Source organism: Aliinostoc sp. HNIBRCY26, assembly GCF_050235535.1.
Taxonomy (GTDB): Bacteria; Cyanobacteriota; Cyanobacteriia; order Cyanobacteriales; family Nostocaceae; genus Trichormus.
In genome coordinates this window covers 2,984,156-2,999,547 of sequence record NZ_CP189852.1, presented here as the reverse complement: position 1 = coordinate 2,999,547, position 15,392 = coordinate 2,984,156, and the positions used below count along the sequence as shown (strand labels likewise).

The window sequence follows — 15,392 nt, the reverse complement described above, 5'->3', positions numbered from 1 at the left end:
CCATAATTCGTAATTCGTAATTAATGTGTGCCTTCGTTGGAGTTTGATGAATTTCTAGAACCCCTCTCCATAGAGCAAAGCTCTTCTCGTAGAGTACCTCTTCCCTAGTAGGCTACGGTGTACACACAAGTGGTATCTGCAAGGGTTTCAGGCGTTATAGACTCCTTAAATTGTCATTACGAGCGCAGTGATAACGGAGCGAAGTAATCGCATCATCCCGTAGTTTTGGCGATTGCTACTTTTCTCCCAAAGGGAGACGCTACGCGAACGAGAAGGCTTTCGCCTACGTCGTTCCTCCTCTGGAGCGAGACGCTATGCGAACGCAATGACAGGTTTTCAGAGCGATCGCCTCCGGCGGGCGGGTACGCCATCGCAAGACCGGAAACTAGACGACGAAACCAAACGTTAGCTAGGATTTCAAGACTTGTGTGTACACGGTAGCCCCTGCAAGGATAGAGGCTTTAAAACCCACATTTCTCGTCAAAGTCTCAAGGTATTTAAGCCCCTCTCTATCCATTAGTCACATCTTTCTTAACAAAGCTGAAAGCCATTTATAGGAGTAATTTGACGTTGATGATTCCTAGCTGGGGTTGACAGAGCGAGAAAAATATGTGGGGGGTGGGGCTGACAGGTGTAGGTTTTTGATGTGGGTATGAGTGGACACTCTCAAACAGAGTTCTAAACGTGGTTCAAATAACGAAATTTGGTTCTTAGGTAAAAAATCAAAGACTAAAATTTGAGTTTTCAACTAACGGAAAAACCCCATTTCAGCCACGTTTGTAAAATACCTACACCTGTCAGGGGGTGGGGAGATGGATTGTTGTTGACATACCCAAGGGTATGTTGTTGATGTGGCTAATGGGTTTGCTGGGCTAATTTCCAAGTAGCAGCGATATCATGTAATCGTCGCAATCCACGCCAAATAGTCTTAACTCCAGGTTCACCATCGCTTTTGCAGCTTTTTCTATGAGCTAGATAACCAATTCCACTTGTCGCTGGATGATTTGTCAAATCTATATTTGTTGTGTCCTGAATCATCAACACAATCTCATGTTCTTTGATTCTTTCCACTGTACTTTTGATATGAGCATTGCGTATATCATCTGGCTCAAAGTAGGGCGAACTCCAAAAATCATACGCTGCTGTTGTTGCTGCTACACTTCCGCACGCTTGATACCATTTCCCGAAAAATTTTATACAGAAGTGACTCCCGGAAGCTTGGCTGCATCTAAGTTTTTTAATTGCGTTAGCGTAGCGGGACGTTAGTCCATTGCGTTAGCGGAAGCGGGGCGTTTAGCCCATTGCGAATTGTGAATTGGTATGAGATACGCTACTTGTGGGTTGGCAAGCCAAGTCTTCTACTATACGCACCAGACGTTTGTTTCGTCTTGCATCTCCTAAATCGGCTTGTTTCAATTCTGAGGCAGCCCATTTTTCCATTATCCACCACCCTGATTACTTTCTCATTTCAACACTATACCTACCAAGCTTTCTAGCTATTTTTAAGTAAGTTGTAGTTTTGTTGAGAAAGATCCGGGTAATGGATAGCCGCGTCGGAGAGGGGTTTGGGGAGAGGTCATCGAATTCACGCTAAAATTGCAGTTTAGCGGTTTTGAATGAGTTGAGGATGCAAACCCCAACTCATTCAATTACGAGTTACTTCAATTTTGTCTCTTTAGTGATCAACTTCCAGTCGTCAACTTCGTCAACTAACTGCATAGAATCTAACTGGAGTTTTTTGACATCAGACTCTTGGATGAGAATGTAGGGTTTTTTGTTGTCTTGCCAATAATTTTGCAATTCTGAGAAGGAAGCCGGAATAATGGTGCGATCGCTATAAAAGTTTAATGAGGGACGATGTTCTGGAAAAGATGTATAAATTTTACTAACATTTGGGTTGACGCGGTTAATCATATGTGCAACTGGTTTCACTGGATAGGCTTCCCACAATTCCCACACCCAGTAATGAGATTTCATTAACAGTAATAGCGATATATAAGTTCCCCAAAATAAAATTCTGAGAAATTGTCCATCACCCCGTTCAGCCAAAATCGCCGCCAGTGTCATAGTTAAAGCAAAAGCTGCAAAAATTAGCTGCAAGTCAGTTTTGAAATGTGTTCCCCAACTAAAATAAATGCTGCCAAAAGAAGCGATGACAGCCAACATTGATAACCCCACTACCCAACCACGGGGGTATTGAGAAAATAACGGTATGTTTTCGACTTCTGCTAACTGAGTCCCGAAAGCCAAAGCTAAACAAGGGTAAAGCGGCAAGACATAACAAGAGTAGTTAGCACCCATCAGAGAAATCAGCAGTAAATAAACGCCACCCCAAACTATAGTTAGTCTTGCCCAACTCATGTTGCGATTTTCCCACACTAGACGGGCAGTTTGTGGTAAAAAAATTAACCAAGGCCAAGTCCATTTGAGCAGTTCTAGGACATAAAACCAAGGTGCAGGGGAATGATTAGGGGCAAATGGACTGTAATTCAGGAGTTGATAGAATAAGCCATTGCGAATAAAATCTTGACCATAGTGTAGTATTTGTGCGGCATACCAACCCAGTGCAGGTAATGTCCCGAAACCGATGGCTAGCCAAAAATAGCGACAGTTGAGCAATCTGGGGGTATCCCAAAACAAAAAAGCGATCGCTACAATACCCAAAACTACACCCATCAGTCCTTGGGTGAGACAAATTAACCCAAAACTCCAGCCTATACCCAAGCAATAGCGTAAATCTCGGCGCGATCGCAAGACGCACAACATCATCACCAAAAAGAAACTGACTACTACCCCATCTAAAATGGCTAACCTGCCATGACGCACCACAGGTAGCATCGTCAAATATACTAAAGCACTATAAACTGCTGCCCATCGATAGCGAAATATCTCACGACTTAACCAATACAGTAAAGGTACTGATAAAGAAGTTAAAATTGCTCCTGGTAAGCGTGTCGTCCATTCATTCACGCCACCTATAGAATAAGCACCGGCAATCAGAATGTGGACTAAAGGTGGCTTGTGATGGTAAGCCTGTCCTCCCAAAGTTGGGTATAACCAACGCAAATCATCCGCAGAGGCGCGCCAAATTTCCTTAGCCACCTGTGCCACAGTTCCTTCATCCCAGTCTCGCAACGGCAAGTTGCCTAAATTCACGATGAATAGCAACAATGCTGCCATTAGCAACACTACTAACCATAACCAGTCAATCCATTTTTCAGCCGTGCGGTGCTGTCTTTCTAGATGACCCCAAATAAAGCTTCCTTCTCGCATATTCTATAGATCATCATTTTACTAGCTTGCTCGTTGAAGAAGAATTCAGAACTCAGAATTCAGGGGTGAAAAACCATCGTGAGTTCAGCACTGTCATAGCCAAAAACCACTTTATCCTGACTTCGCCAAGAACGTCTCTAATTTTTCCACCCAGTCCGAACCTCTGTACTGAACAAATCTAAATTCCCAGATTAGCTTAATTTTCTCTGAGCAACGATTATTTTTTTGGGAAAAATACCAGAAATTTGATTCAACTTATTTAACACTCATTTTAGGCTAAAAATGATACAACTATTGCCAACTAGGATCAAAAGGCCAAAGAAAGAATATTTATGAATTAAGCTTTTCATCTATTTTTATTAGTTCCTTTATTTATGTCTTATACCATTTCACTAAAATCATGAAACAGATCCAAATTCAGAAACCCGTGCAAAATATGGTTTTCTTAATTTTGAATTTTGAATTTTGAATTGGTATTGGCTGTACTACAATTTGCTACTTACCCCTGGAGGCATCTATCCATGACTCTACCTTTGATACTAGATATCACCATTGGATTAGTATTTATTTACTTAATCTTAAGTTTATTAGCATCAGAAATTCAAGAACTGATTACTACTGTATTGCAATGGCGTGCAGTACATTTAAAAAAATCCATTGAAATTCTCATTGCCGGTAATGTCAATCAATCGGAAGAAGACAGCATCATTGAACTAGTTAATGAATTATATGATCATCCTTTAATTAAGAGCGTCAATCAAGAAGCTAAAGGCTTTCTCACTGTTTTACCTCGGAAGCTAATTTGGTTTATATCCAATCTTCCAGTAAAATTATCGCTATCTGGAAAAAAGCGGACTAATAGCATTTTTGGATATACGAAAAATTCTCTAGGAAAAACCAAAGTTGAAAAACGGAGTGCGCCTTCATACATTCCTGCTGATACTTTTGCTACCACTCTTATGGAAACTTTAGGTATTCCTCAACTGGTAGATAAGCTGACAGAATCAAGGTTAATCAATTTTGCTCATCAACAATTCAATAGCATACAAAATATTTTAATCAGTTTGCGAGAACAAACCTATGATGCGGATGAGCAAGTACAGAAATTCTTAGATAATATTGACCAGGATTTTCGAGAACTAGAAAGAGAATTCAAAAATATTATTAGTGACTACCAAAAAAATAAAACTGATTTAACGACTAGTGTCAATCGGCTGGCTAAAAGTTTAGATAAATTCATTGGAATTTTTGAACTAGATATACCAGAACATCCATTAGTTAATAAAACCCTCCAGCGATTAAAGCTATTTAGGAAAGATATCTTTGATGATATTGAAGCAACTATTTGCTTACAAGGATTACGTCCTAATATTCATGAAGTGGTACAACTAATGAATGTAGGTAGTACCATCCATCAAGAATTTATCAGTGAATTTCAAGATAAAGACAGTGAAGCCTATCAAACATTTCAATATCTCTGTCAAAAACTAGAAGCTTTCACTCAAAAGCTACCACCGTCAGTGATTGACAACATGGCTTCATTTGCAAAACGCGCTCAAATCAAGGCTAAATCTACAGAAGAGGGTATTAATATCCTCCGTCAAGAAATCGCCACTACCTTTGATAATTCAATGGAAAGAGCGTCTGGAGTTTATCGACGTAATGCTAAAGGTGTAGCACTGTTAATTGGGATTAGTATCGCTGTTATTGCCAATGTCGATACATTTCACATTGTCAGCATTTTATCTCAAGATGCGGCTATTCGTACAGCGATCGTGAATAATGCTGAACAAGTCATACAGTCTAATAGCGTGAATTCACCAGCCGAAATCAAGAGTTTGCAAGCTCAAACAAATAAGATTATAGAGGAAATTACTTTACCAATTGGCTGGAACAGGGTTAATTTAGAACAACAATTAGGCTCTACAAAAGACCAGAAAAATCCATCATTAATTAATAGCTATTTGACAATAGTTTCTGGCTGGTTGATTAGTGGAATTGCTATATCAATGGGTGCGCCTTTTTGGTTTGAGTTAATTGGTAGATTTATTAATGTCCGTAATTCTGGTAAACGTCCTTCATCGTCAGCGAAATCTGAAGTTCAAGACAACGGTTAATTATATCGATTTTGGATCAATACGGTTCAGTTAAGGTGGTGAGAGTTAATTTCTCAATTTTTGCTCTGTCTATTAGACAATGAGCAAGATTTGGGGGATTCTCCCCCAAGCCCCCGATTGGGGGACGGTTGCGTCCCCCAAACCCCCTCCAAAATCATTTTTTCGTTTTTTGTTGAGTGATCATTTACTGGCTTGGTTGAAATTTATTTTTCTTATCTGAACCGTATTGGATTTTGGATTGGGCAATTTTCTTATTCCATATTATAAAACCGGCTTTTAAGCCGGTTTTAAATCACTATGTTACTCATAAATCCAACATGATATTTATAAATTAAAGCAATGATTACCTTAATTTATATATTAATAATCCACTCAGTCAGTGTACTCATTTGAGTTTTGTGACAATGAAATCAATAGGTAAACACTAACTAGGTAAGCTACGGCCGAAATACATACAGTCAAGATAAATTTAAAATCATTCATAGCGTTTTGATGAGGGTGTGAGGAGTCAGCAATGGAAACAGTGATGCGTGAATTTAGGACATTTCTCTACAGAAATGTCGCAAACACGAACCGTCATCCCTAGCTAGGGATGAAATTTAGAGAATGAGATCAATAAATTAAATTAGTTCCTCGGTTACGCCTTAACCTAGTGCGGTGATGCGCTAGTACAATGGGAAAGAAATAAGTCAAACTCTTTCTCATTAGCGTTTTTTGAGAGTTAATAGCAGTGACATTAACTCCAGAGGATATTTCGGCTATGACGTTTTAAATTACACAACTACTCATGAAATTTGTTGACTATTAACCATTAACATTCAACAGTCAACAGCTCATAATCAAAATAAAAGCTGTGTAAGTTAGATGCGTGACAGCTGATCATTAATTGATCTGATAAATAGATGTAGCTGTAGCATGGATGTCGGGAAGTAATTCCCTCCTGCTAAATCATCAATCTCAAGATGCGCTAAGAACATATTCCTATGAATATTCGCCAGCCCCAGAAAATTCAAGAAAAATTCTGGTTTTGATGAGCAAAATCAGGAAGCTGTTCCTTCTGACTTCTTTATTGATTAATATTCCTCAACTCTGTTGAGGAGAACGGCTAGCTATGTGGGTTTTCACTAGTCTTATGGACGACTAGCTATTAACCACAGCCAGAATGACGCTACTAGCCTAAAATTGCCGTTTTGTCAGTAGTTGAACCAGATTAAGCGTTGATAGCTCTGAGCTAAGATTGACAGTGGACGAGCCACTTAAATATACGCTGACGTTTAATTTTGGTTTCTACTTCATGAGCAACGTTAACTTGGCAGTTAGCGTTCCTGAGCCTCTTGGATGAGTGCTATTGCTATGTTGTGAACTACCGTTTCTCTATATTAAACCAATCTAGGGAAACTTAACAAAAAATATAATTCAAAAATTTATTTAGTAAATATACTCAAAAGGGATTGAGTGGAGGGAAAAAACTCATGACTAATGAGATTAAATATTCTCAAAGAAATATTTCACCTGCTAGAGAATAAAGGCAAAGCGGTATGGTAGTAATAATTTGCTATGACCGTACAAATACCAATTTTGTATAACCCCAGGTTTTATGTACGATCGCTTGTTAAATGTTTGTATAATTCTGTGAGTGAAAGGGAGTAATTATGAGCAATTATGATCAGATTTTTGAGGCGAAAAACGCCACAGCAGAACCATTGAATGCAGAGGAAGCTGTAGCGGCGATCGCAGTTGCAACTGCGATCGCTGATTCTACAATTGAAGAGGTGGATGCTGACGGTTTAGCAGGTCTTCTTTGGGAGTTTGAGGTATTTGCAGAATATTCTGAAGATGAAATCATTGAAACTGTGGATGGACTCCTAGCAATTGCCACAGAAGAAGGAGTTGGTACTTTGTTAAATACAGCCACTCAATCTTTACCCGAAGAAATGGTTTGGGATGGTTTTGCAGCAGCTGTAGTTATACTCATAGACGAAGAGGAACTAGTAGTCCCCACCGCCAAACAGCCTTACCTGAAAAAACTCCAGGAGGCTTTAAAAATGGAGGAGGAAGAAGCACAGGAAATTATTGAAGAAGTAATTGCGGCTTTCCAAGAACCAGATGAGGAAGAAGATTTAGATGATGATGACGATGACGAAACAGTGCTGATGGGAGGCTCAAATTAAATCAGCTGGTGTTTTTGTGTAATTTGCTAGCTAATTAAGTCTCAACTATTGAGAAAAACCGAATCCTCAACTTGTGAAGAAAGTTGGGGTTTTGTGATTTTTGTTGCTTAAACAGATGCCTACTTTATCTTTACCTTGAGTTAAGCAAAATTCCTTAAAAATACGGGGATGAGTTAACAATTAAAGGTAAAAGTATGGCAAAAATTATCATTAATGAATTTTACCGTGGCGGCAATCTCACCACTGGGGATGAATTTATTGAACTTTTGTTACTAGAAGACTTAACTGCTGCACAGCTTGAGTCTTTTTTTGTGGGTGATTCTACCGCCACCAAAGCAGCTAAGTTTTCTGCCTATGATTTTACTAACATGGGTTCTATTGCCCCAGTTTTCCAAGCGGGTACGATTATTACCATAGGCGGGACAACTGCTTTTACTCAAGATACATCCTACAATCCAGCTGGTGGTGATTGGAATATCCGGCTGAATGCTGGCGGCGCGTTTCTCCCCAATGCTAACAGTGGGAATAACGGAGATATTGCAGGTGATGATGTTGTTTGGGTTGATACTACCAATACTGGCGCAACGATTTCCGCCGATGGTTTTGCAGTGGATATCGGTACTGTTAACGGGACATTTACCAACGCAGTTAACGTGAATTTCGGTTCTAACACTAACAATACAGGCTATGCCCTCAATTCAGATGCAACAGGCGTAACTAATACCGCTAACTGGATAACAGGAATTCCCATTGCTTCCACTACACCAGGTCAACCGAATGGTGGCAATAACACAACTTTCATTAACAGTCTACGTTCTTCTGTGGTGATTGCGGCTGGGGTGACAATTACCCAGTCGGGAAATAGCACTGATGTGAATGAAGCTGGACAAACGACTGATAGTTACACCATCGCTTTAAAGACTGCGCCAACTAGTCCGGTAGATATTACGATTACGGCTGATGGTCAAACGGAAGTTAGCGTTAATGGAATAGACTTTTCTAACTCTGTCACTATTTCCCTAAATAACACCAATCCTGCCACAATTACAGTCAGGGCGATTGATGATGCTAACAGCGAAGCTTCACCCCATACAGGTGTCATCACCCACACTATTAATAGTAGTGATCCGAATTACTCTAATCTGACTATTCCTAATCTCAGCGTCAACATCACAGATAATGATGTTACCCCTGGAAACATTCGCATCCATGACATTCAAGGCGCGTCCCATATTTCTCCCTTGTTAACCTCTGCAACTGATAGAGTCGCAGTGATTAACGTACCAGGAATTGTCACAGTCATCACGAGTAATGGTTTCTATCTCCAAGACCCTTCTCCTGATGATAACATCGCCACATCTGAGGGAATTTTTGTTTTCACTGGTGAGAATTCCCCCTTGCGTACAGCTAGAACTATCGGAGAAGCAATTCTTGTTTCTGGAACAGTGAGTGAGTTTCGGCCTGGAAATAACCAGGTAAACTTAACAGTTACACAAATCCTCAATGATTCGGCGGTACAGTCCTTAAACATCACACCTTGGACTACTGCACCTACCACTAACATTAATCCTACCGTTATTGGCAGCGATCGCACTCCACCCACTACAGTCATTAACAACGACTTCACCACACCTGGGAATGTAGAAACAGGCGGTGATTTCGACCCCACAGTTGAAGGAATCGACTTCTACGAAAGTTTAGAGGGAATGTTAGTAGAGATTCCCAATCCTGTAGCAGTTAGTCCTACCAATAACTTTGGCGAAATTTGGGTTTTGGCAAATAATGGTGCAGGGGCTACGGGAGTCAATTCCAGAGGTGGTATTACAATTAGTGAAGGCGACTTTAACCCAGAACGTATCCAAATAGATGACACATTACTAACATCTACTTCACCCTCAGTTGACACAGGTACACAATTTAATAACATCACGGGGATAGTTAGCTATAACTTTAATAACTATGAAGTCCTCCCCACATCACCCATCACCATCGCTAACCCCAGCACCTTACAACGGGAAGTTACGAATTTAACTAGCACCAATCCCGACCAATTGACCGTTGCTAGTTTCAACGTGGAAAACCTCGACCCCAGCGACGGCGCAAGATTTAACTCGATTGCAGAGATTATCGTTAATAATCTTAAATCCCCCGACATTATCAACTTAGTCGAAATTCAAGACAATAACGGGGCGACTAATAACGGTGTAGTTGATGCTGATGTCACATTGCAGACATTAATTAATGCGATCGCATCTGCTGGTGGCCCCACTTATGAATTTCGCCAAGTTAACCCAGAAAATAACCAAGATGGCGGCGAACCAGGGGGAAATATCCGCGTTGGCTTCCTGTTTAATCCCAATCGCGTCGATTTTGTGGATATCCCCGGCGGTAGTCCTACTACAGACACCACAGTCAATAATGTTAATGGAAATCCCGAACTTTCTAGCAGTCCGGGAAGAATTCTCGACACTGATTTATCAGATGGTAATGCCTTTGCCAATAGCCGTAAACCTTTGGTGGGCGAGTTTCTATTCAACGGGAATAAAGTCTTTGTCATCGCCAATCATTTCAATTCCAAAGGTGGGGATCAACCCTTATTTGGTCGTTTCCAACCACCAACCCTGACTTCAGAAGTACAAAGGCTGCAACAAGCACAAGAATTAAAAAATTTTGTTGCAGATATTCTGGCTGTAGATCCCAATGCCAATATAGTTGTTGCTGGAGATTTAAATGATTTTCAATTCTCTGCACCCTTAGCAGTGCTAGAAAGTGCAGGTTTAACTAACTTGGTGAATAGTCTCCCAGTTAATGAACGTTACAGCTACAACTTTGATGGTAACGCCCAAACACTAGATCACATTTTAGTTAGTAATAACCTCAGCACCGTTGCAGAATTTGATATTGTCCATGTCAACTCAGAATTTGCCAACCAAGTCAGCGACCATGACCCCTTAGTAGCGCGTTTTTACTTACCCATCATCATCAATGGTACAACCAACGCCGATAATTTAATTGGGACTGACCGCAATGAGGTAATTAATGGTTTAGCAGGTAATGACTTCATTGCTGGACAAGGTGGTAACGATAGTATTAATGGTGGTTTAGGAAATGGCGATCGCTTATTTGGTGGCGATGGCAATGATACAATAATTGACCCCGACGGCGTTTTTGGGGCGCATGGTGGACTCGGTAACGACACTATTAATGTAAATTTTGCCCCCACTTGGGATAACAACAGCAATTCTCAAGATGCACCCCGTTCAGACGGTAAAATCACTGGCGGTTACGGCGATGATATCATCACCATCACCATGAACAATTCCCGTTTCTTCCTTAACTTGAAGGGTGACGAACCTGTTAGCAACAATACCAATGATGGTAACGATATCGTCACTCTGTTAGGTAGTTACGCCAATTCCGCCGTTGACTTAGGAGGCGGTAACGACATCTTTAATGGTGGTGTCGGTTCAGATAGCGTCTCTGGCGGTAATGGCAATGATACCTTACTGGGAAGCAATGGTAATGATTTACTGGTAGGTGGTAATGGTGACGATATTCTCAATGGTGGCGCAGGGATAAATATCCTCACTGGTGGCCAGGGAAGTGATATCTTTGTCCTGTCACCTCTGACTGGTAAAGACACCATCATTGATTTTAATGATGGTCAAGACTTGATTGGCTTGTCTGGTATATCCTTCGGACAACTAACTATCAATAGTCTCCTCAAGACGACATTCATTAGTTGGAATGATGGTAATAACAATAAGTTGTTAGCAGTTTTACTAGGTGAAGATGCCAGTAATATCACTGCTGCTGATTTTATCGAAGTTTAACTTATACCAATTCGCAATGGACTAACGTCCCGCTACGCTAACGCAATTCGCAATTCAGAAATCCATATACCATCTGGGTTTCAAGCTTTGCATCTGTTGCCTAATTTTGGATAATTGGTATTAGTGATGCTAGGGAATAGGGAACAGTACCACACATTCCCCATTCCCTTGAATTCACCCAAAATCAAATAACAGACCGCTTGAGTGAACCATCCGCATAAAGTTCTAAAGGTACTAACTCCAGCTTGCCGTTGACTTTCACTTGGGAATAGACTACCTTGAGTAGCGGAGCTTGATTTTGGTTATAACGTAAAGACATAACTCATATCCTCATACTTAGAATCATTTATTGACACACAGCTCACCCAACTCACAATCTTGTTGAACAACTTTGTGCTTGCGGATACTGGAAAATAACTGTCGGTACTTTATATATAACTAAAGAGATATAAAAATCTGGTATCAATGTTTATTGGTATTCGTAAAGATTTCACAAATTTTTTAGATTTCAGTTATAATTACTTCACAATTTTGCAACCAAATGCTCATTAACGCGAGATAATAATAAATTCTCCACACCCTCAGCTGTAGCATCTACCATTGACCATGACAGAACTTGTTTTGGCTTGGCTGACATAATTGACTTCACGGCTACAGGGTGATATTCCGCAAGGTGCTATCAATAAAATTATGACAACAGCCAACACATCACAAGCCCGTCTGGAGTATTACTACCAGCAAATCAAAAGCATCATTTTGATGCGTCAAAACCCTATTACCGGTTTGTTACCAGCCAGCACAGCGATAACAGCCCACGGTGACTATACAGATGCTTGGGTGAGAGACAATGTTTATAGTATCTTGGCGGTTTGGGGTTTAGCCCTGGCATATCGTAAGGTAGATGAAGATAAAGGGCGCACCTATGAATTAGAACACAGTGTAATTAAGTTGATGCGTGGATTATTGTTTGCCATGATGCGACAAGCCCACAAAGTCGAACAATTTAAGCACACACAATCACTGCTAGATGGCTTACACGCCAAATACAATACAGCAACCGGCGATATTGTCGTTGGTGATGATGAATGGGGACATCTGCAATTAGATGCGACATCAATATTTTTATTGATGCTGGCACAAATGACCGCCTCTGGGTTGCAAATCGTTTATACAATTGATGAAGTTAACTTTGTCCAAAACCTGGTTTACTATATTGGACGCGCTTATCGCACCCCCGATTATGGCATTTGGGAACGGGGAAATAAAATCAATCATGGGAATGCAGAGTTAAACGCTAGTTCGATGGGAATGGCGAAAGCTGCACTAGAAGCTATCAACGGACTAGATTTATTTGGTGTCAGGGGAAGTCAAGCTTCTGTGATTCACGTATTACCAGACGAAATTGCTCGCGCTCGGATTACTTTAGAATCATTATTACCGAGAGAATCGGCATCAAAAGAAATTGATGCGGCTTTATTAAGTATTATCAGCTATCCGGCTTTTGCTGTCGAGGATGTGCAGTTAAGAGAACGCACACTCAACGATATTATTAATAAACTCCAAGGAAAATACGGTTGCAAACGCTTTTTGCGCGATGGACATCAAACGGTTTTAGAAGATAATCAACGGCTGCATTATGAACCGTGGGAATTGAAACAATTTGAGCATATTGAATGTGAGTGGCCGTTATTTTTCACTTATTTAGCCCTGGATGGGTTATTTTGTGGCGATAAAAAACGAGCGAAGTTTTATCAAAAAAGTTTAGCTAATTTATTAGTTGAACGGGATGGGTTACAGCTATTACCAGAATTATATTATGTGCCGGCGGAAAACGTCGAAGCTGAAAAATTAGTCCCCCAAAGTCAACCGCGTTTACCGAATGAAAATATTCCCTTAGTGTGGGCGCAAAGTTTATATTTTCTCGGTCAAATGTTGAGTGATGGGTTATTAGCCATCGGTGATATTGACCCATTGGGCAGACATTTGTGTGTTGGTAAAAATCGGGAAGCTTTAGTGCAGATTGCTCTATTAGCTGAAGATGAAGATTTACAATTAGAGTTAGAAGTACATGGGATTGAAACTCAAACACCCAAACAAGTAGAACCAATTCAAGTTAGAAAAGCAGGGGAACTTTCCCATATTTATACTCAAATTGGGCGTAATGATAAACTGGGTTTAACTGGTCGGCCAGCGAGAAGATTACGGAGTTTAACTACATCGCGAATTTTTCGTATCCAAGGCGAAACAGTGGTATTTTTGCCATCATTTCTAGATTCACGGCAGTTTTATTTAACGCTGGATTATCATTTTTTGGTAGATCAAATTAGAAGCGAATTGGCATATATTCAAAAATATTGGAGTGATTTAGGTCGTCCAACTTTAACTTTAATGTTGACGCACACCATTTTAGAAACTGGTTCTCAAGCTTTATTAGAACTGATGCAGGAGTTAAAAGAAGGCGTTTGTAATGGTGTAAAAGTTAAACTAGGAAAGCTAAATCAACTGATGCTAACGGCGGGAATTCAAAGGATAGACTTCCTACCCGCAGGCGATCTTACGCAGTTAGCTATGCAAAATGCCGTACCACATTGTTATTATTTGGCATATCATCCTGGTAAAAACTGGCGTTTAGGTCATACTCAAGAATTCCAGATGGAATGTGAAACTAACTTGAGTTTCCTATTGTCATCTGTGCGTTCATCAGAAAATCTCTATGAGCAAATTGAATTATTGCAGACTTTGACTCGTTTGCAAGGATTGGAATTTGATACAGGCTTTGGGGGGAATGATCACCCTGTAACGGTGGCTTATTTACTCAATGAAGTCTACACCAAAGCTGGGGATTACGGTCATTGGGCGGTAGTTCGTCGGGCGGCTGGTTTATTGCAAATGGTGGACATTGGCTTATCAGATGCGGTGACAAGTATTTTGGTTAGAGGTAAACAAATTGCTGTGGGTAGGGCTTATAGTGAAGCCTCGCTAATTACAGTCCCCATGCCTCATAATGAAATTTTCGATAAAATCAACAATTTCTGTCGTGAGGATATCCGCGATCGCGTCTTAACTCAAGAAATTTTAATTTACTTGGGGATCTTAATCAAAACAGAGCCAGAATTATTTCAAGGATTACTCACCCTGAGAGTAGGTTATCTCATCTTATTAATTACCAGCGAACTAGCACGAGAATTGCGCGTAACTCAAGATGAAGCCTATGAAAAGTTAATGGAACTTGCACCCTTTGAAGTGAAAACCCGTTTGCGTCAAGTATTGACTGCATACACAGGAATGAGTAGTTTGTTACGTCAGCAGGAATCACTCCACGTTAAGCAAAAAGAAAGTGATATTGATTGGGTAGTGTTACCCGTGATTGCGGAAGAAACAGAAGCACAGGAAATTCCTGTGGGTGGTTGGCGACGCTTCCGTCAAGCTGAAGGCGCACTTAACCGCGTCCCCAAAAACTTCTTTCAGCAAGTTTGGTTATTAATGCACCATTGTAAAGGTTTAGTGGTTGGCGATAAATTAGAGCGTCGCAATCGGTTAGAAAGCGATGTCATGTTATCGGAGATGACAGCCGGGGAGAAAAATTTTGCTTTATTAGTGGAACATCTATTAAATAAAATTGAAGCCCCAGAATATCGCCACGTTAACATTGAAGCACTCATGGAACTAGCCGCGATCGCCGCTAAAAACCCCAACCTGCAAATTGAAGAATATATTGTGTTGGATGTATTAATTGGTCATGCGGTGCGTTTAGCTTGGCTAGATGGACATCCCGAACGCGGCGATCGCTATGATGAAGATAAAGCCAGCGCATGGCGACATTTTTACAACACTTCCCCCAGAGATTGTGCTACCTATATTCTCAAGGCCTTTAGATTCTTAACAGAGTTTGTCCAAGAATTTGAGCCTCAGAGTTAGGGGTGTAGGGGAGGCAAGGGTGCAGGGGTGCAGGGTGCAGGGGGAGAAAACTTCACTCATTACTCATTACTCACCACTCA

At 40.6% G+C, this 15,392-nt stretch carries 7 protein-coding genes and 2 pseudogenes; 5 read left to right on the top strand and 4 right to left on the bottom strand.

Going from position 1 to position 15,392, the window contains the following annotated elements:
• Positions 1 to 232: 232 nt before the first annotated feature.
• Complete coding sequence (locus tag ACQFX9_RS12790; RefSeq protein ID WP_427162349.1) at positions 233 to 409, top strand: hypothetical protein; 177 nt, start codon at positions 233 to 235, stop codon at positions 407 to 409.
• 548 nt (positions 410 to 957) lie between these two features.
• Here ACQFX9_RS12790 and ACQFX9_RS12785 read toward each other — a convergent pair.
• The 3 genes and pseudogenes from ACQFX9_RS12785 to ACQFX9_RS12775 all read right to left on the bottom strand — a co-directional run.
• Positions 958 to 1,173 (bottom strand): annotated as a pseudogene (locus tag ACQFX9_RS12785) (IS4 family transposase); the annotation flags it as partial.
• 129 nt (positions 1,174 to 1,302) lie between these two features.
• Positions 1,303 to 1,440: pseudogene (locus ACQFX9_RS12780) on the bottom strand (IS4/Tn5 family transposase DNA-binding protein); the annotation flags it as partial.
• A 216-nt stretch (positions 1,441 to 1,656) separates the two neighbouring features.
• Positions 1,657 to 3,273: an ArnT family glycosyltransferase gene (locus tag ACQFX9_RS12775; protein ID WP_427162348.1), complete on the bottom strand. Its 1,617-nt coding sequence runs from the start codon at positions 3,271 to 3,273 to the stop codon at positions 1,657 to 1,659.
• Between the two features lie 521 nt (positions 3,274 to 3,794).
• On the opposite strand from ACQFX9_RS12775, the gene ACQFX9_RS12770 reads away from it, so the two are divergent.
• The 3 genes from ACQFX9_RS12770 to ACQFX9_RS12760 all read left to right on the top strand — a co-directional run bounded on the left by ACQFX9_RS12770 (position 3,795) and on the right by ACQFX9_RS12760 (position 11,394).
• Complete coding sequence (locus tag ACQFX9_RS12770) at positions 3,795 to 5,390, top strand: hypothetical protein (protein ID WP_427162347.1); 1,596 nt, start codon at positions 3,795 to 3,797, stop codon at positions 5,388 to 5,390.
• 1,652 nt (positions 5,391 to 7,042) lie between these two features.
• Positions 7,043 to 7,561, top strand: coding sequence for a hypothetical protein (locus tag ACQFX9_RS12765; RefSeq protein ID WP_427162346.1), 519 nt, complete (start codon positions 7,043 to 7,045; stop codon positions 7,559 to 7,561).
• Positions 7,562 to 7,755: 194 nt separating this feature from the next.
• The gene (locus ACQFX9_RS12760) at positions 7,756 to 11,394 is read left to right on the top strand and encodes an endonuclease/exonuclease/phosphatase family protein (RefSeq protein ID WP_427162345.1); all 3,639 of its coding nucleotides are present in this window, start codon (positions 7,756 to 7,758) and stop codon (positions 11,392 to 11,394) included.
• A gap of 184 nt (positions 11,395 to 11,578) precedes the next feature.
• On the opposite strand, the gene ACQFX9_RS12755 is transcribed toward ACQFX9_RS12760, so the two are convergent.
• Positions 11,579 to 11,713 carry a hypothetical protein gene (locus ACQFX9_RS12755; protein ID WP_427162344.1) on the bottom strand — a complete coding sequence of 45 codons (135 nt, stop codon included), beginning with the start codon at positions 11,711 to 11,713 and terminating at the stop codon, positions 11,579 to 11,581.
• A gap of 371 nt (positions 11,714 to 12,084) precedes the next feature.
• On the opposite strand from ACQFX9_RS12755, the gene ACQFX9_RS12750 reads away from it, so the two are divergent.
• On the top strand, positions 12,085 to 15,312 hold the full coding sequence (locus tag ACQFX9_RS12750; RefSeq protein ID WP_427162343.1) for a glycoside hydrolase family 15 protein: 3,228 nt from the start codon (positions 12,085 to 12,087) through the stop codon (positions 15,310 to 15,312).
• Positions 15,313 to 15,392: the final 80 nt, after the last annotated feature.

Excerpts from the sequence above, each read along its gene's own strand:
- ACQFX9_RS12750 (WP_427162343.1), top strand. The coding sequence starts at position 12,085 with ATGACAACAGCCAACACATCACAAGCCCGTCTGGAGTATTACTACCAG.
- ACQFX9_RS12755 (WP_427162344.1), bottom strand. The coding sequence starts at position 11,713 with ATGTCTTTACGTTATAACCAAAATCAAGCTCCGCTACTCAAGGTAGTC.
- ACQFX9_RS12770 (WP_427162347.1), top strand. The coding sequence starts at position 3,795 with ATGACTCTACCTTTGATACTAGATATCACCATTGGATTAGTATTTATT.
- ACQFX9_RS12775 (WP_427162348.1), bottom strand. The coding sequence starts at position 3,273 with ATGCGAGAAGGAAGCTTTATTTGGGGTCATCTAGAAAGACAGCACCGC.
- ACQFX9_RS12765 (WP_427162346.1), top strand. The coding sequence starts at position 7,043 with ATGAGCAATTATGATCAGATTTTTGAGGCGAAAAACGCCACAGCAGAA.
- ACQFX9_RS12760 (WP_427162345.1), top strand. The coding sequence starts at position 7,756 with ATGGCAAAAATTATCATTAATGAATTTTACCGTGGCGGCAATCTCACC.